At 71.9% G+C, this 17,742-nt stretch carries 14 protein-coding genes; 9 read left to right on the forward strand and 5 right to left on the reverse strand.

What is annotated here, in order from left to right; genetic code table 11:
• Positions 1 to 355 precede the first annotated feature (355 nt).
• The 5 genes from SXIN_RS04770 (at position 356) to SXIN_RS04790 (ending at position 5,061) form a co-directional block, all read left to right on the forward strand.
• Positions 356 to 1,087 carry an IclR family transcriptional regulator gene (locus SXIN_RS04770; RefSeq protein WP_019710815.1) on the forward strand — a complete coding sequence of 244 codons (732 nt, stop codon included), beginning with the start codon at positions 356 to 358 and terminating at the stop codon, positions 1,085 to 1,087.
• A gap of 367 nt (positions 1,088 to 1,454) precedes the next feature.
• Positions 1,455 to 2,516 carry an aromatic ring-hydroxylating oxygenase subunit alpha gene (locus tag SXIN_RS04775; RefSeq protein ID WP_019710816.1) on the forward strand — a complete coding sequence of 354 codons (1,062 nt, stop codon included), beginning with the start codon at positions 1,455 to 1,457 and terminating at the stop codon, positions 2,514 to 2,516.
• Entirely contained in the window at positions 2,513 to 2,749 is a 237-nt protein-coding gene (locus SXIN_RS04780; protein WP_019710817.1) for a hypothetical protein, read from the forward strand. The genes SXIN_RS04775 and SXIN_RS04780 overlap by 4 nt, the downstream gene beginning before the upstream one ends.
• A gap of 13 nt (positions 2,750 to 2,762) precedes the next feature.
• Positions 2,763 to 3,743: a PDR/VanB family oxidoreductase gene (locus SXIN_RS04785; protein WP_019710818.1), complete on the forward strand. Its 981-nt coding sequence runs from the start codon at positions 2,763 to 2,765 to the stop codon at positions 3,741 to 3,743.
• A 580-nt stretch (positions 3,744 to 4,323) separates the two neighbouring features.
• Complete coding sequence (locus SXIN_RS04790; protein ID WP_019710819.1) at positions 4,324 to 5,061, forward strand: polysaccharide deacetylase family protein; 738 nt, start codon at positions 4,324 to 4,326, stop codon at positions 5,059 to 5,061.
• 125 nt (positions 5,062 to 5,186) lie between these two features.
• Here the strand turns inward: SXIN_RS04790 and SXIN_RS04795 are convergent, their stop codons facing one another.
• A complete protein-coding gene (locus tag SXIN_RS04795) occupies positions 5,187 to 5,585 on the reverse strand; it encodes a hypothetical protein (protein WP_157916248.1) in 399 nt (132 codons plus the stop codon).
• Positions 5,586 to 5,937: 352 nt separating this feature from the next.
• Here SXIN_RS04795 and SXIN_RS04800 point away from each other — a divergent pair, with 352 nt between their 5' ends.
• Together SXIN_RS04800 and SXIN_RS04805 are read left to right on the forward strand one after the other, a co-directional pair.
• Positions 5,938 to 6,366 carry a pyridoxamine 5'-phosphate oxidase family protein gene (locus tag SXIN_RS04800; protein WP_019706458.1) on the forward strand — a complete coding sequence of 143 codons (429 nt, stop codon included), beginning with the start codon at positions 5,938 to 5,940 and terminating at the stop codon, positions 6,364 to 6,366.
• 313 nt (positions 6,367 to 6,679) lie between these two features.
• The gene (locus SXIN_RS04805; protein ID WP_019710820.1) at positions 6,680 to 7,681 is read left to right on the forward strand and encodes a phosphorothioated DNA-binding restriction endonuclease; all 1,002 of its coding nucleotides are present in this window, start codon (positions 6,680 to 6,682) and stop codon (positions 7,679 to 7,681) included.
• A gap of 56 nt (positions 7,682 to 7,737) precedes the next feature.
• Here the strand turns inward: SXIN_RS04805 and mgrA are convergent, their stop codons facing one another.
• Positions 7,738 to 8,730 carry an L-glyceraldehyde 3-phosphate reductase gene (mgrA, locus tag SXIN_RS04810; RefSeq protein WP_019710821.1) on the reverse strand — a complete coding sequence of 331 codons (993 nt, stop codon included), beginning with the start codon at positions 8,728 to 8,730 and terminating at the stop codon, positions 7,738 to 7,740.
• Between the two features lie 679 nt (positions 8,731 to 9,409).
• Between mgrA and SXIN_RS04815 the strand changes: the two genes are divergently transcribed.
• Positions 9,410 to 11,692 (forward strand): glycoside hydrolase family 9 protein, encoded by a 2,283-nt coding sequence (locus SXIN_RS04815; protein ID WP_420341082.1) that lies wholly within the window; start codon positions 9,410 to 9,412, stop codon positions 11,690 to 11,692.
• Positions 11,693 to 12,033: 341 nt separating this feature from the next.
• On the forward strand, positions 12,034 to 13,221 hold the full coding sequence (locus tag SXIN_RS04820) for an endo-1,4-beta-xylanase (RefSeq protein ID WP_019710824.1): 1,188 nt from the start codon (positions 12,034 to 12,036) through the stop codon (positions 13,219 to 13,221).
• Positions 13,222 to 13,529: 308 nt separating this feature from the next.
• On the opposite strand, the gene SXIN_RS04825 is transcribed toward SXIN_RS04820, so the two are convergent.
• The 3 genes from SXIN_RS04825 to SXIN_RS04835 form a co-directional block, all read right to left on the reverse strand.
• Positions 13,530 to 14,063, reverse strand: coding sequence for an NUDIX hydrolase (locus tag SXIN_RS04825; protein ID WP_039823205.1), 534 nt, complete (start codon positions 14,061 to 14,063; stop codon positions 13,530 to 13,532).
• Positions 14,012 to 15,667 (reverse strand): membrane-associated oxidoreductase, encoded by a 1,656-nt coding sequence (locus tag SXIN_RS04830; protein ID WP_238153675.1) that lies wholly within the window; start codon positions 15,665 to 15,667, stop codon positions 14,012 to 14,014. The genes SXIN_RS04825 and SXIN_RS04830 overlap by 52 nt, the downstream gene beginning before the upstream one ends.
• 167 nt (positions 15,668 to 15,834) lie before the next feature.
• Positions 15,835 to 17,298: an MFS transporter gene (locus SXIN_RS04835; RefSeq protein ID WP_019710827.1), complete on the reverse strand. Its 1,464-nt coding sequence runs from the start codon at positions 17,296 to 17,298 to the stop codon at positions 15,835 to 15,837.
• Between the last annotated feature and the right edge of the window lie 444 nt (positions 17,299 to 17,742).

Below are 17,742 nucleotides of genomic sequence, written 5' to 3' on the forward strand. Positions count from 1 at the left end.
GAGCCCCGGCGGGCAGCCGGACGGCCGGTGCCGCCCCGGCCGTGGGAACACCTCACGCTCCGCGGTGCCCCGAATCTCGACACGGGCAACAGCCTCCTGCACACTGACCGGCGCGGCAGGGAGGCATCCGGTGACTTTCCGACGGGCACGGCGAAGTGATGGGACGGGGGTGCCGGTGGGGCACGCGGCCGCGGACGGAGCCGAGCAGACCCGGCGCGAACCGCCGGCGGCGGAGCCGCACACCCAGGGACGGGGAAGCCGCACGGGCCCGCTCGCCCACAGCCCTGGTTCACCGCACCCCCGGACGGGACAGCCGGGCAGGAACCGCCGCGTCCCCCCGTCCGGCAGCGGACCCGTGCTGGGCCGGGCTCTGCGCATCCTCGGCGCCTTCAGCACGGACCACCCCGAGATGTCGCTGAGCGAGCTGTCCCGGACGTCCGGTCTCCCGGTGTCGACCGTGCACCGGATGCTGGGCGAGCTGACGGCCTGGGGAGCTCTGGAACGCGGCGCGGACGGCCGGTACCGGATCGGACTGCGGCTGTGGCAGGTCGGCTCGCTGGCGCCGCGCAGCCAGGGACTGCGGGAGCACGCGATGCCGTTCCTGCAGGACCTTTCCCAGATCACCCGCGAGAACGTGCAGTTGGCTGTGCGCGAAGGGGCCGAACTCGTCTTCGTCGAGCGCATCGCCGGGTCCGGTGCGGTACCCGTGCTCACCCGCGTGGGCGGACGGTTCGCCCTGACAGCCACCGGCGTCGGACTGGTGTTGCTCGCGCATGCCCCCGTCGACGTGCAGGAGCAGGTGCTCACCGGCCCCCTCGAGCACTTCACGCCCCGCACGATCACCGATCCGCGGGTGTTGCGCCGTCTGCTGGCCGACGTCCGGGCCAACGGCTACGCGGTCAGCGAGCGTCAGGTCACGATGGATGCGCTGTCGGTCGCCGCCCCGGTGCGCGACGGCGACAACGCGGTGGTCGCCGCCGTGTCACTGGTGGTTCACCACGGCAGTGCCTCACCGCGCGCGCTGGCGCAGCTCGTCTGCACCAGCGCCCGGGCCATCTCCCGCGCCCTGGCCGCGCCGCGCGCCTGACGTCACCTCCCCCGGCCTTGCACGCGGGTGACCGCGGGCGGCGGGACACCGTCTGCCGCCCCCGTGGGCCGCCGCACGCAGGCACGCACGCACCCAGCGAGTATTCCGACAATGTTTCCCGGCATCCGGAAAGGCCCCTGGGCCACGGGACTGCCCCGCGGGCACCATGAACCGACGACGCGGCGTCCGGGCCGGCACGCGCCGCCGGGCCACACCGGCCGGTGCGCGCCGCGGGCTCCGGCGACCGCACCGCGCCCGTCCCGGAGAACTGCCGCGTCCCGCCCCCTGGACTCGCCTGCCGTTGCGGCCCGGACCGGGCTCACCGACAGCGACACCGGACCGGACCCCCTGCCCGAAGGGAACAACCATGACCGCCTTTGTGCGAAATCAGTGGTACGTCGCCGCTTACGGCCGCGAGGTCGGGCGCGAACTCCTCGGACGGACCGTACTGGATGAGCCGATCCTGCTGTACCGCACCGAGGACGGCCGGGCCGTGGCGATGTCCGACCGGTGCGTGCACCGCCGGTTCCCCCTGTCCCAGGCACCGAGCCGCCTGGACGGTGACCAAGTGACGTGCGGCTACCACGGTTTCACCTACGGCACCGACGGCGTCTGCGTCTTCGTACCCGGGCAACAGCGCATCCCGCGCACGGCGCGCCTGAAGACCTATCCGGTCATCGAGCAGGACTCCTTCGTATGGGTGTGGATCGGCGACCACGAGCCCGGCGGCATCGTGCCGCCGCGCGCCCCCTGGATGGACTCCCCCGATTACACGGTCGTGTCCGGGATGGAGCCGATCGACGGCGGCTACGGACTGCTCGTCGACAACCTCCTGGACCTCTCCCACGAGACCTACCTGCACGGCGGCTACATCGGCACCCCGGAGGTCGCGCGGACGCCCATCACCACCGAGGTCGACGACGCGGCCGGGATCGTCTACGTGAGCCGGCACATGGACGACGCGGAGTGCCCGCCGTTCTACGCGAAGTCCACCGGCATCGAAACCCGGATCACCCGGTGGCAGGACATCGAGTACCACGCCCCGTGCCTGTACCTGCTCCACTCCCGCATCGCCCCCGTCGGCGCCCCCGGTCCCGGCCCGGACGGCAGTGACCCGCACGCCTTCCATGTGGAGGTCGTCTACGGCATCACCCCCTCCACCGAGCGGACGACCTACGACTTCTGGGCGGTCGCCCGCGACTTCGCCCTCGGCGACGAGAAGGTCAGCGAGTTCCTGCACACCAGCAATCACACCGTGGTCATGCAGGACGTGGTGGCGCTCAACGCGCTGCAGAAGTCCCTGGACACCGAGAAGCCCGGCTACCAGGAGCTGAGCATCAACATCGACACCGGCGGCCTCGCCGCCCGGCGGATCCTCGCCCGGCTGGCACAGGCCGGTACGGACCGGCCGGCCACGGTGGCCCGGTGAAGGCCCTCCACCCCGCCGCCCTGACGGGCGACGGCATCTTCCGCATTCACTGGCTGCTGGGCACGGACCGGCTGCTGGCCGTCTGCCACTGCGGTGCCGAGCGTCAGTTCGAGGACCCGGAGGAGGTGTGGGACTGGCTGCTGGGCCATCCCGAGGACCACCACCCCGGCACCGCCGTCGAGCCCGGCGGCTCCCGCCCCACCCGTCCCCGTCCGCACCCCGCCCCGGCATAGCGGAGGAAGAACCGTGGCCACCGTGATCACCCCGGGCGTCGCGGCCGAGGTCGAGCTCGATCTGACCGTGGCACGCAAGGAGACCCTCGCGGAGGGCATCGTAGGCCTGACACTGACGCATCCCGGCGGATCACCGCTGCCCGAGTGGACCCCGGGCGCCCACGTCGATCTGTGTCTCGGACCCGGCCTGGTACGGCAGTACTCACTGTGCTCCGATCCGGCCGACCGCTCCCGGTGGCAGGTGGCGGTCCTGCGGGAACCGGAAAGCCGCGGCGGCTCGGAACACGTCCACGACCACCTTCGCGAAGGGACCCGGGTGAGGGTCCGCGGGCCGCGCAACCGCTTCCCGCTGGAGGCATCACCCCGGTACCTGTTCATCGCGGGCGGCATCGGCATCACCCCGATCCTTCCCATGGTCGCCCAGGCGGAACGGCAGGGAGCCGCCTGGCAGTTGGCCTACGGCGGACGCAGCCGCGCCACGATGGCGTTCCGTGAACAGCTCCGGGCGGCGTACGGAGAGCGGGTCACCCTCCACCCCCAGGACGAGTGCGGCGTACTCGACCTGGACGGGCTGGCGGCCACCCCCCGGCAGGACACACTGGTCTACTGCTGCGGGCCCGAGGGCCTGCTGAAGGCCGTGGAGCAGCACTGCTCACTCGCCTGGCCACCGGGCGTACTGCGCCTGGAGCGGTTCGCCCCCGTGGACCCCGGCCCGCAGGGTGCCGGCGAGGCCTTCGAGGTGGAGCTCGCCCGCAGCGGTGTCACGGTGTCCGTGCCGCCGGACCGGAGTGTCCTCCAGGCCGTCGAGGAGGCAGGGGTGCCGGTGCTGTCCTCCTGCCGGGAGGGCACCTGCGGCACCTGCGAGACCACCGTCCTGGACGGGGCCGTGGACCACCGTGACTCCCTGCTCACACCGGACGAACAGGCCGCCGGCGACACCATGTTCATCTGCGTCTCGCGCGCCGCCTGCCCCCGCCTCGTCCTGGATCTCTGACGGACCCGCCGCCGCCCGTGGTGGCACCGCACGAGCCCCCGGCCTACGCAGCACGGAGTCCGGAGTGGAGGGAGTCCGTGAGCTCGTCGGCGTGATGCCGTTGGGGGCCGCCCGCGTCACCCGGGTCGCACGCGTGGAGTCCGGTGCCTGCCACCCGGTGCCGCCCCGTGTTCACACCTCCGCACCGGAGGGGCGGCACTCGGCACCTTGACCGAAAAAATTCCGGAAGTTCGCTTTTCCCCGACGGGCGGCAACCCCCTTCACCCCGGTAGCCGCCCGCCCCGGACAGCCACCCGCCGCACGGCGGAGCCGACCGCTTCGACCTCCACCTTCACTCCGCATCCGGCCCGCCGCGCCGCCCCTTGACGGCAACACTCGCTCTCGGCCCGGCAACTCACTTCCTCCACAGGGCCCTTGACCCGCCCTCAGAGCACCCTTATGGTTACCCAGCTCTTACCGGTAATTCCTCCGAAATGTTTCGGTAACGCTGTGTGTCGGAGGGCCGTTCGGCGCTCGCGCCGTGCGCACCCCCCACCTCCACCCCACCCCACTGGGCACCACCGCGAAGAAGGGATGAGCCGTGCCCCGGACCGACACCACCCCCCAACCTCCCCACAGGCTCCGCAGACTCCGCCGGATCCTGCTGTCCGCCCTGCTCGCGGGCGGCATCGCGCTCACCACCGCACCCGCCGCCACCGCCGGCTCCACCGGCGCCGACCGCGCGCAGGCCACGATCGTCACCTCCACCGGACGCGGTGGGAACTCCGTCGCCTTCACCTTCGACGACGGCCCGGGCGCCAACACCCCGCAGATGCTGGACGTGCTGGCGAAGAACGGCGTGAAGGCCGTCTTCTGCCTCTGGGGCGACCACGTCCGGCAGAACCCGGACATGGTGCGCCGGATCGTCAACGAGGGCCATACACTGTGCAACCACTCCATGCAGCACCAGGACATGGGCGGCTGGTCGGCCGACCAGGTCCGGCAGAACCTCGAACAGACCAATAACGCGATCCGCCAGGCCGTGCCGAACGCGCAGATACCGTACTACCGCGCTCCGTACGGCAGTTGGGGCCAGTCCGCCGACGTGGCGGCCTCCATGGGCATGACGCCGCTGGGCTGGCGCGCCGACATCGCCGACTGGCAGCCTCCGGGCGCCGACACCCTCACCCAGCGCCTGCGCCAGGCCATCACCCCGGGTGCCGTCGTCCTCATGCACGACGGCGGCGGCGACCGCAGCCAGACCGTGACCGCGGTCGACCGGGTCATCCCGGAGTTCAAGGGCCAGGGCTGGAGCTTCGACCTGCCCGCCCGGCAGTAGCCGGCCGAGGGCGCCGCGGCCTCGGGGCCGCTGCCCCGTGCACCCACACCCCGCACGACCACACCCCGCACGACCCGCCGCCGCGGGGACCGCCAGGCCTGGGCCGCGGTCCCCGCGGCGGCCGGCTAATCCTCCTGGAGGGCGCGCAGGACCGCCGGCGCTTCGTCACTGTGGACGCGCAATTCGGTGCGTCCGGATTCCGACCGGAGTGCCATGGTCGCCTCGTCGGCCGACGTCATCCGCAGTTCCGGGCAGAAGAATCGCGTGGCCGTGCGGTCGGGGCGCTCGGGCTGCCACAGGGGGGCCTCGCTGCCCAGCAGGATGTGGCCGTTCTCCCATTCGCCGTCGGTGAGTTCCGGGTCTCGGAGGTCCACGGGGATGCTGACGCTCTCGCCGCGGGTCAGCTTCTTCAGCCTGCGCGCTCTGAGGCGCTTCTGTACGAGACCGACCGGGTTGAGGTGAGCGATGGCCTCCATGACGACGCGGAAGAGCCCGGCGAGGAGTTCGCCCATGTGTGCGTTCACGTCCTTGAGTGATGTCCGGTCGGTGGGCCGTCTCCAACGTGGCCGAGCGGGCGACCGGTTGGCGTGGTAGGTGTCCGGGAAGAGGTGAAGCTCCCGGTAGATGGGCTGTCGACCGAGATCAACCTGTCCGCCCGGAGCTTCACGTGCTTGTCTACCCATCGGGGACCGGTCTGTCCAGCTCGCCCCTGCGGTACCTCTGCCGCCTGCCGCCCGCCCGGAGCCCGAAGCGGGAAACGCGGTGGCGCCGGCTGAGCGCGGAACAACGCTCCGTCCCCCGCGATCCTCTAGCGTCGGTCGGGGCCGGCGCGCTCCGTGCCGGCTCCGGCCGACCCGTCCGCGAAGGAGACACCGCATGCCCCTGAACCGTGAAGAGCGTGAGCAGTTCCTGGCCGAACCCCATGTCGCCGCCCTGTCGGTGGACGCGGGCGAGGAGGACCGGGCTCCGCTGACCGTGCCGATCTGGTACCAGTACCGGCCGGGCGGCGACATCTGGATCATGACGGGCCTCGGCTCCCGCAAGGAACGGCTCATCACCAGGGCGGGCCGGTTCTGCCTGATGGTGGACCGCCTCGAACCGACGATCCGGTACGTGTCCGTGGAGGGCCCGGTCGTCTCCACCACCCCCGCGAAGAAGGAACTGCTGCGGGAGATCTCGGCCCGCTACCTCCCGCCGGAGAAGGTCGACGGCTACGTCGACTTCGCCTGGCAGGAGCACGGCGAACAGGTCGTCATCACCATGCGCCCCCAGCGCTGGGTCAGTTCGGACCTGGGCCAGGTCTGAGCCGCGGACGCTGACGGCGGTCCGCGGCGCGGCACACCACCGTGCCGCGGCCGCTCGAACGGGCCGGCTCCGTACGGCGGCCCGAGGCGCGGGAGCCGGAGGGAGACCGGGGCGGGACCGGGGCGGGAGCCCGGCCGGGGCGCGGCGGCGCGGCTCCGGCCCGCCCCGGCCGGGGGTCCGGGGTGTGCGGCCCGCCGGCCGCCCGTCCGTCATTCCGCGGCCGGGCCCGGTGGACGTCATCGGTGACATCACCGGCCGGACATTGTCGACGCGGAGTACCCCACTCCCGCGGGCGGCGTGAAAAGGTGGTCCGGTGACCCGGGACGAACTCCTGAACGCCTTGGCCGCCCTGCGCCGGGCCCGTATCGGGGCGGTCCGCGCCCCGCACAAACCCTTGTTGCTGCTGTGGCTGCTCGGGCGGTTCACCGCGACCGGCTCCACCGCGGTCGCCTACGAGGAGGCCGAGGAACCGGTCAGCCGGCTGATCAACGGCTACGGCCCGGCCGTCATGAGCCCCGCCCTCGCCCGGCAGCGCGCGGCGATGCCCTTCGTCCAGCTGGAGCGCACGCTGTGGGCGCTGTGCGACGGGAACGGGCGGCCGATCGGCCCGGACGCGCCCGAACGCGGCATCTGGCTGCGGGAGCACGGCGTTACCGGCCGGCTCCTCCCCCAGGTCGAACGGTTGCTCGCGGACCCCGCCACCCTCACGGCCGCCGCGCGGATTCTGCTGGACCAGCACTTCACGCCGTCCCTGGAGACCGCCATCCGCGCCGACACGGGCCTGGACTCGCCCGCCGCGAAGGAAGGAGCGGAGCTGTGCCTCCCCTCCCCCGCGCGTGAGCCGCAGCGGCAGCCACCCGTCCGGGCATCCGCTCCGTCCGCCCGCCGGGCCGGCTTCGCCGAGGAGGTGCTGCGGGCCTACGGCTACGCCTGCGCCATGTGCGGCTACGACGGCGCGCTGGGCCGCAACCCGGTCGGCCTCGAAGCGGCGCACATCCGCTGGCACAGCCAGGACGGCCCCGACACGGCCGACAACGCGCTGGCCCTCTGCGCCCAGCACCACACGCTGTTCGACCACGGCGTCCTGGGGCTGACCGAGGATCTGCGCATCCGGGTCTCCGGCCTCTACACCTGCCGCGGCGACGCCGGCCGGGCCGTCGACGATCTCCACGACAGGCGGCTGGCCGCCCCCCGGCCGGGCTCCCCCGCTCCCGCGCCGCGGTACGTCGCCTGGCACTCCCGGCAGGTCTTCAAGCACACGCCAGAGCGGGTACCCGGTTCCGTACCGGCCCAGGCGGAGGGCGGCGACCGGTAGGCACCGCACGCTCCCCCGCCCCGGCACGCCCCGGCACGCCCCGGCACGCCCCGGGCCTACCGCGGCGCGTGCCGGTCGATCTCGGCGAGTTCACCGGCGTCGAAGTCGAGATTCCCCACGGCGGCGACATTCGCCTCCAGCTGCTCGACGCTGCTGGCCCCGATCAGCGCGGACGTCACCCTCCCCCCGCGCAGCACCCAGGCGAGGGCCATCTGCGCCAGGCTCTGACCCCGCCGCTCCGCGATCCCGTGCAGCGCCCGGACCCGCTCCAGGGTTTCGGGGGTGATGCCCTCGGCGGTCAGGAAGGGGCTGGAGCCCGCGGCGCGCGAGCCCTCCGGGATCCCCTTGAGGTAACGGTCGGTCAGCAGGCCCTGGGCCAGCGGCGAGAAGGCGATGGAGCCCGCGCCGGTCTCGTCGAGGACGTCGAGCAGGCCGTCCTCCACCCAGCGGTTGAACATCGAGTACGAGGGCTGGTGGATGAGCAGCGGCGTCCCCAGGCCGGCCAGGATGCGGGCGGCCTCGCGGGTCTGCTCGGGCGAGTAGTTGGAGATGCCCGCGTAGAGCGCCTTGCCCTGCCGCACGGCGGAGTCCAGCGCCCCCATGGTCTCTTCGAGCGGGGTGTCCGGATCGGGGCGGTGGGAGTAGAAGATGTCGACGTGGTCGAGGCGGAGCCGGCCGAGGCTCTGGTCGAGGCTGGACAGGAGGCTCTTGCGGGAGCCCCATTCCCCGTACGGGCCGGGCCACATGTGGTAGCCGGCCTTGGAGGAGACCAGGATCTCGTCGCGGTACGGGCGGAAGTCGCGGGCGAAGATCTCGCCGAAGTTCCGCTCGGCCGCGCCGGGCGGCGGCCCGTAGTTGTTGGCGAGGTCGAAGTGCGTGACGCCGAGGTCGAAGGCGCGGCGCAGGATCGCCCGCTGGGTCTCCAGCGGCTTCTCGTCACCGAAGTTGTGCCACAGCCCGAGGGAGACGGCGGGCAGCTTGAGGCCGCTGCGGCCGGTCCTGCGGTAGGGCATGGTGTCGTAGCGCTGCTCGGCGGCGACGTGGGTCACGGTGCTCCTTGGGACGAGGGACGACGGGACGAGGGGACGAGGGGACGAGGGGACGAGGACAGCGGGGCCGGGAGACGGGGGCAGGGGGACGGCAGGACGGGGGCGGCGGACGGAACGGGCCTCCCCGCGCCGCGGATCACCCTAACCGGACACGGGCGGAGGGCCGCCGTACCGCACGTCCGCCCGGAGCGCGCCCCGGGCCCCGCCGCCCGCTCCGGAACCCCCGCCGCGCGGCGGCCGCGCTCCGTTCCGTTCTGCAACCGCTTCCGGCCCGGGGGCGCGATTCCGGCTCCGGCGGGCGGACAGGCGGGAGTCCCCGCGGCCGGCCCCGGCTCCCGTCCGCGTCTCTTCGCGCCTCTCCGCGCCGCCCGGCCGCCGGAGGGGAACCCCGCACCGGTCCGGGAATCCCCTGGCCAGGCGGCCGGTACGGCTCGCGGCGCCCGTGGCGGCCCGGGGCACGCCCCGCAGAGGCCGCCCCAACGGGCTTGTCTTGCCGCCGAGTTCGGCCGGCCATACATCTTGACGGCGCAACCTCCCGCCCCCAAGATGCCGTGGGAGCGCTCCCATACATCTCCTCGCTTCCTGCCCACCCCACATCGCGCGGAAGGACCGAGCCGTGACACAGCATCCGCCCCTTGACCCCCCTCAGAGGGGCCGCCCCCACCGCGGCAGGCGCCGCATCCTCGGCGCCGTCGCCGTCGCCGGTCTGCTGGGCACCGCCCTGTCGGGGCCCGCCATCGGAGCCGAGCCGGGCCCGGAGCTGGTCACGAACGGTGACTTCTCCAACGGCACCACCGGCTGGTGGTTCACCGCCAATCTCCCGGGCGCGGTCGTCGACGGCCGGCTCTGCGCCGAGGTCCCGGCCGGCACCGCCAACCCCTGGGACGCCATCGTCGGCCAGAACGACATCCCGCTGACCGCCGGTGAGAGCTACACCCTCCGCTACACGGCGACCTCCACGGTGCCCGTGACCATCCGCACCAATGTGCAGATGGCGACCGACCCGTACACCGCCGAGCTCAACGCCTCCGACCAGATCGACGAGACCGCGGAGCCCGTCGAGCACATCTTCACCGCGAACGCCGACAACGAGGAGGCCCAGCTCGCCTTCCAGATCGGCGGCAGCGACGAGGCGTACACCTTCTGCGTCGACGACGTCTCGCTGACCGGCGGCGCCGAGCCGCCCGTCTACGAGCCGGAGACCGGCAGCCCGGTGCGGGTCAACCAGGTCGGCTATCTCACCCACGCGGCGAAGAGCGGCACCGTCGTCACGGACGCCACCGATCCCCTCGACTGGACCGTCCAGGACGCCGGCGGCAAGCAGGTGGCGGCCGGGAAGACCAAGCCGGCCGGCACCGACCCGACCTCGCGCCAGAACGTCCACACCTTCGACTTCAGCAAGGTGATGACGGCGGGCGAGGGCTACACCGTCACCATCGGCGAGGACACCAGCGAGCCGTTCGCCATCGGCGACGACCTCTACTCCTCGCTGCGCTCCGACGCGCTGGCGTACTTCTACCACAACCGCAGCGGCATCGAGATCGAGGCGGACCTGGTCGGCGAGGAGTACGCGCGCCCGGCCGGCCACATCGGCGTCGAGCCCAACCAGGGCGACACCGACGTGCCGTGCCAGGAGGGCGTGTGCGACTACAGCCTCGACGTCTCCGGCGGCTGGTACGACGCCGGTGACCACGGCAAGTACGTCGTCAACGGCGGTATCTCCGCCGCCCAGGTGATGTCCAACTTCGAGCGCACCCTGCACACCGAGGGCGCGGACGGCGCGCCGCTCGGCGACGGCAAGCTGCGGGTGCCCGAGCGGGGCAACGGCGTTCCGGACATCCTGGACGAGGCCCGCTGGCAGATGGACTTCCTGATGAAGATGCAGGTGCCCGAGGGCGAGGAGCTCGCGGGCATGGCGCACCACAAGATCCACGACGCGCAGTGGACCGGTCTGCCGCTGCTGCCCAGCGAGGACCCGCAGCCGCGCGAGCTGCACCCGCCGACGACCGCCGCCACGCTCAACCTGGCCGCGACCGGCGCGCAGTGCGCACGCCTCTTCGAACCGTACGACCAGGAGTTCGCCGCCGAGTGCCTGGAGGCGGCCGAGACCGCCTGGGCCGCGGCGAAGGCCAACCCGGACGTGCTCGCCGACCCGAACGACGGCACCGGCGGCGGCGCCTACAGCGACGACAACGTCTCGGACGAGTTCTACTGGGCGGCGGCCGAGCTCTTCGTCACCACCGGTGAGGACACCTACCGCCAGGCCGTGTTCGGCTCCGAGCTGCACGGCGACACCGAGGCGCTCTTCCCGCGCGGCGGCCTGTCCTGGGGCTGGACCGGCGGACTCGGCTCGCTGACCATGGCGACCGTCCCGAGCGACCTGACCGCGGGCCAGCTGGCGGACGTCCGCGCCACGGTGGCCGAGGCGGCCGACGGCTACGCCGAGGCCTCCCGCAAGTCCGCGTACGGCGTGCCGTACGACCCGGAGGGCAACCAGTACGTCTGGGGCTCCAACAGCCAGGTCCTCAACAACATGATCGTGCTGGCCACCGCCCACGAGCTGACGGGCAAGGCCGGGTACCGGGACGCGGTGCTGCACGGCATGGAGTACCTGCTGGGCCGCAACCCGCTCAACCAGTCCTACGTCACCGGGTACGGCGAGCGGGACTCCCACAACCAGCACCACCGGTTCTGGGCCAACCAGCTCGACCCCTCGCTGCCGAACCCGGCCCCCGGCTCCGTCGCCGGCGGCCCGAACACCGGCATCGAGGACCCGGTGGCCCAGGACAAGCTGGTGGGCTGCGCCCCGGCGATGTGCTACATCGACGACATCGAGTCCTGGGCGACCAACGAGATCACCATCAACTGGAACGCGCCCCTGGCGTGGGTGGCCTCGTACCTGGACGACCAGGGCAGCGGCACCGTCAAGTACAAGGAGAAGAAGAAGCACCGCAAGCACTGATCCGGACCTGCCCGGTTGAGCCGCGGCGGGCGCTCCGCGGGGAGCCGCCCGCCGGCGGACCGGGACAGCGGTGAGCGATGCGGCGCGGCGGCCGGGGACACCAACTGGTGTTCCCGGCCGCTTAGTTGCGGAACGCCGCCGTCCGCCGGAGCACGGCCCGAAGGGCGGGGCGGGCCCGTCCGGCCGTCGGGCCGCGGAAGGCGCCGACCGAACCGGCCGGGCACTCCTGCCCGTTCACATCTCTTGACTCCCCGCTCGGCGAGCCTTTAACGTCCGGGAGCCACCTTCCGGAAACTTTCCGGAAACTTCTGAAACGGTTGACCCGACACGGGAGTGCTCCGATGAGACCCATCCGCTTCGCCACCGCCGCGCTCGCCACGGCCGCCCTGTCCCTGCCGCTGGCGGCGACGTCGGCCGCCGCCGACGCGCCCTCCGGCCACCCGGCCGCGTCCCACTCCAAGGCCAAAGCCAAGAACGAGCGCCTGCGCTCGGCCGCTCCCGACGGCTTCTACGTGGGCACCGCCGTGGCGGGCGGCGGCCACCACCTCGAGCAGGACTACCCGGACCCCTTCACCTCGGACCGGGAGTACCGGAAGATTCTCGGACAGCAGTTCAACTCGGTCTCCGCCGAGAACCAGATGAAGTGGGAGTTCATCCACCCCGAGCGCGACCGCTACGACTTCGGCGCGGCCGACGCCATCGCCGACTTCGCGGACCGCCACAAGCAGGTCGTGCGCGGCCACACCCTGCTGTGGCACAGCCAGAACCCGGAGTGGCTGGAGCAGGGCGACTTCTCGAAGGAGGAGCTGCGCTCCATCCTCAAGGAGCACATCACCACCGTCGTCGGCCGCTACGCCGGCCGGATCCAGCAGTGGGACGTGGCCAACGAGATCTTCGACGAGCAGGGCAACCTGCGCACCGAGGAGAACATCTGGATCCGCGAGCTGGGGCCGGAGATCATCGCCGACGCCTTCCGCTGGGCGCACGAGGCCGACCCCGAGGCCAAGCTGTTCTTCAACGACTACGGCGTGGAGGACGACAACGCCAAGAGCGACGCCTACTACGCGCTCACCCAGGAGCTGCTCGCCGAGGGCGTGCCCGTGCACGGCTTCTCCGCGCAGGCCCACCTGAGCACCCGTTACGGCTTCCCGGGCGGCCTGGAGGAGAACCTGCGCCGCTTCGACGAGCTCGGCCTGGAGACCGCCATCACCGAGCTGGACGTCCGCATGGACCTGCCGGAGAGCGGTGTCCCCACCGAGGCGCAGCTGGAACAGCAGGCCGACTACTACCAGCGGACCCTGTCGGCCTGTCTGGCCGTCGAGGACTGCAACTCCTTCACCATCTGGGGCTTCACCGACAAGTACTCCTGGGTCCCGGTGTTCTTCGAGGGCGAGGGCTCTGCGACGGTCATGACGGAGGACTTCGCCCGCAAGCCGGCCTTCCACGCCCTCTACAACACCCTGCTGGACGCCAAGAAGAAGGACTGCAAGAAGCACTGGAAGGGCTGGAAGAAGGACTGGCGGCGCTGAGGGAACGCCCCTCCGCCCACCACCCGCCCGCCGGGTGACCCGCCGCGATCACGGTCCGCGGCGGGTCACCGGATTCCACGGAATCCACCCCGGGGCCGTCCTCGCCGCCTCGTCCCCGGCGGCGACGGGCCCGCCGCACGCGGAGCCCGCACCGGGCGCCCGCACGGTGCGACAGGGGCAGCGGCGCCGCCCCATACGGGCCGTGCCGCCGCGCTCTCCGTACCCGGGGCCACACAGGGATGCCTGCTCCGGGGGCACCGCAGAGAACTAGAACCGGTCTCTACCCGGGAACGGCCTGCCACGCCAAGTCAGCGGATCGCCTCGTCCATAAGGACGTACAGCAGCCCGACCAGAGAACCGCTGCTGACAATCTCACGCCGGTCGATCATGCCCCGCACGTCCGCCAGCGGGATCCACTCGATCCGGTCGGACTCGTTCTTTTCGGTCGGCGGACCTTCGTACGTCGCCCCATCGGCCCGGAAGACGTAGTGCTGGGAGTCGGTGATCCCATTGGCGGGCTCGGCGTAGATCAGTGGGGTAACCCGGCCGGGCCTCCAGCCGGTCTCCTCAAGGACCTCACGGGCTGCTGCGTCGGCCGGCGTCTCACCCTCTTCGACCAGGCCCATCGGCAATTCCCAGGCCCAAGCGTTCGTGATGAAGCGGTGCCGCCACATCATGAGAATTTCGCGCCTCTCATTGACAACGGCAGCCACGGCAAGGTGGCGGAGCTTGACGACGTGGTGCTCCCAGCGGTTTCCGTCCGGTGTCTCGATGTCGGTGAGCCAGAGGTTCACCCACTCGTTCTCGTAGAGCAGACGTTCCCCGTGGATCTTCCACTGCATCGCCGCGGCCCCTCTCGATTGGCCTCCAGCGTCGCAGAACAGACAGAACGAGGTATCGGGTTCCCGATTTTCGTCACACTGACGGTTGATGGTTCAGTGGTCTTTACGGAAGATCGGAGGGCCTCTGCAAGGGTTTCGTGCGCAGCGGTCTCATGGCCGGCTGGGCCCGCGACGATCGCCGTGGCCAGGATCCAGCCGGTGATGATCAGGGCGTACGACAGCCACTGATGTCCGCCCTCGGGGGCGAAGGCCGCCTCTTGGCCGAAGCTGATGACCGGCAGGAGTAGATCGAGAGTGTAAAAGACGACGTTGAAGTCGGGGGCCTCGTCCGCCTTGACGGGGCGTGGGTGGTCCAGGCCATACGCGATCGAGCCGATGGTCATGAGGGACAGCAGCCAGACGGCCGCGCGCAACGGGCGGAAGCCGTAGCCGACGGCGGCATCCTGCACGTATCCCCACAGCCGTCCGTACCAAGTGAGGGTGGCGCGCCGGCGGCGCTGCTTCGCGAGCTGGACGAGCCGGGCCGCGTCGTCATCACCGACGTGGCGGTAGGCCGCCGTCAACTGCTCGTAGACGTACGGCTCATAGCGGTCGCCGTCCCGCTCCAGCATCGGAAGACGGCGCTCGGCGGGCTCGTGCGGGGCGAGCACGGTGTAGGTGAGATTGCTGAGAAACACCTGGTCCGGCAGCATCTCTGGTTCGAGGGCCAGGATCTCGATGCGGGACCGCCTGAGGTTCAGGGCGCCCTCGATACGACCGCCGCCGTGCAGCCAGAGTTCACCGAAGACACAACTGCTCGCCCGCAGTGCCGTGTCGCCCGGATGCGACAGGTGCGCTTGGACCAGGTCGAGACGGTCCGATATGCGCGAGCCCCGGAGATCGATCCGGCCCCGCGTGCGCAGGCGCCGCGCCCGTACGTGGGCTGCCACGGTGAGGTTCTGCGCGTCGAGCGCGGTGCCGCCGGGGTTGTCGAACTCGGCGTCCTGAATGTTCGTCCGCCCGGTTACGGAGGCGCCGGTAAGCCGCACCTGGCCGTGGGCGCGCATCTCCGGCGCCCACACGTCGTCTCCGATCGCGGCTTGGTTGAGTTGCAGCACCGGCTCGGAGTCGTCCGGCGCGGTGAACTCCGCCCGCTCCATGAACAGCGCCCCGGAGATCTGGGCCCCGCCGAGCCGTACCGGCCCCCGCACACGACAGTCCGTCATCCGCAGCACTCCGTCGACCCGCACGGTCGCCGAGGTCAGACCCGGAAGAACGGAATTGCTCAGATTGAGCTGGCGCAGCCGGGCACCGTAGAGGTCGGGAACGTCGTCGAACCTGCAGTGGCTCAGCCGGATAGGGGCTTCGACCACCGCGTACTTGAGATCCAATACGCCGGTGATCCGCACACCCGCGATCTTGAGCGCGGCGATCTGCCCCTCCTCCTGCGGCGCCTTGACCAGAAGCGTCCGCAGGACACTCGCCCGTACGATCCGCTCCGCGCCCCAGGTACCGCCGAGCGCCGGATCCTCTTCCCCGGCGGCGCGGAAATCCACGGGCTCGCCGCGCGGGAAAGCCCTCCATATGCGTGCCTCGGCCGGTGTCAGATCGTTGGTCTCGCTCACGCCGGGACTCTGGCGTGACCGCATGCGGGCCGTCAACTTCCTTACGGCGCGGCCGTGCTGCGCGGGTTCCACCTCCAGTGACAGCGGTGGACGAGCCGCAGGGCCGGAAAGTGGGCGACCTGCGGTCCGGCATCGCGAGAACCGCCCTCGACTCGCAGAACGCACCCTCAGGACCCCGGCCACGCCGCCGCCCGGCGGGCCCGCAGGTCGAGCACCGCGACCGCCAGTGCCAGGGTCACCAGCGCCACGGAGACACCGAGGCTGTGGCGGAAGGCGGCCGCCCAGTCCCCGTCCCCGTTCCCTCCCGCGCCCAGGCTCGCGAAGAAGACACTTCCCGCGACGGCGATGCCCGTGGCCGACCCGATCCGCTGGCCCGTCTGCAGCACCCCGCCGGCGCTTCCGCCCTGCGCGGGCGGGACCTCGGCGAGCGTCAGCGTCTGGTTGGGCGAGATGACCGAGCCGCCGCCCAGCCCCGCGAGGAGCAGCGGCAGCGCCATGGCCAAGCCCGCCTGGTGGCCCGGCACCTGGTACACCGCCAGCATCACACCGCCCAGCCCGGCCGCCACCGCCAGCAGCCCGGCGACGACCAGCGCCCGCCCGTACCGGTGGACGAAGCGCCCGCTGAACGCCGCCGCGAGCGCCGATCCGAGGGCGAAGGGCGTGATGGACAGCCCGGCCTGCAGGGCGCTGTAGCCCAGCCCCGACTGGAGGTAGAGCGTGAAGACGAAGAAGATCGAGGTGAACCCGGCGAAGTAGAACAGCATGATGAGCGACCCCAGCGCGTAGGAGCGCAGCCCGAACAGCCCCATGTCGACCAGCGGTTGGGCGTGCCGCGCCTGCCGCAGCTCCCACCGGACGAAGACCGCGAGGAACACCAGCGCGGCCGGGATCAGCAGCCATTTGCCCGCGCCCCGCCACTGCTGCGCCTCGACCAGGGGGAGCAGCAGCAGCGCCACGCCGGCGCCGAGGAGCAGGATGCCGACCGGGTCCAGGTCGCGCGCGCAGGGCTTGGTCGCGTTCTCCGGACCGGGCAGCAGGAAGCGCGCCAGCACCAGGGCGAGCAGGCAGACCGGCAGGTTGACGTAGAAGATCCACCGCCAGCCCTGCTCCGGCCCGAAGATCTGGATGATGACCCCGCCGAGCACCGGACCGACAGCCGTGGAGAGCCCGATGACGGTGCCGAAGTAGCCGAAGGCGCGGCCGCGTTCGGCCCCGCGGAACATCTGCTGGATGAGCGCCGAGACCTGCGGGGTGAGGATGCCGCCCGCGAGCCCCTGCAGGAACCGGGCGAGCACCAGCCAGGTGGAGGACTGCGCCGCCCCGCACAAGGCGCTGGCCACGGTGAACAGGCTCATCCCGATCATGAACATCCGGCGCCGGCCCCGGGCGTCCCCGATCCGTCCGGCGGGCACCAGCAGCAGGCCCAGCGCGAGGGCGTAGCCGGAGAGCACCCACTGGATGTCGCTCTCGGGCGCATCCAGTCCCTCGCGGATGGAGGGCAGCCCGACGTTGACGATCGAGATGTCGAGCAGCGTGATGAACCCCGAGAGCAGGCAGACGGCGAGCGCCTTCCAGCGGTTGGGGTCGGGGACGTACGCGGGCTCGGCCGTGCCGGCAGCCTTGTGGTTCACATGCGGCCTCTCGTGTGATCGCCTCGTCCGAGGATGACGCACCCGGGCGGTGCCGTGCGGTATCCCCGGCGTACCGCGGACGTCGCCGGCCCCGGGTGCCCCCGGGCCCCGCCTCCGCCGTGCTCCTCGTCCCCGGCCGCGCACCCGTCCCCGGCGGTGCGCCGGAGCTGCCGCCCCGTCACACCTTCCGGACGGCCTGAGAGCGCTCTCCCGGTGTCTCGGCGGTGTGTCCCCACCGGGCCGCTCCGCCTGCCCGCACGTCTGCCTCTTCGTCCTCTCTTGGGCCGGTCCGCTGTCATCGGCGTGCGCGGAAGCGGCAGGGTGTGGCCCATTCCGCGGCGTGCTTCCGCGGTGCCGCGACGGCCCCGCCGGGCGCCCGCCGGCCCGGCGCACCGGCCCACCTCGTACCCCTCGACCCCTCGACCCATCGACCCCCACCACCTC

It is taken from the genome of Streptomyces xinghaiensis S187 (assembly GCF_000220705.2).
Classification (GTDB): Bacteria; Actinomycetota; Actinomycetes; order Streptomycetales; family Streptomycetaceae; genus Streptomyces; species Streptomyces xinghaiensis.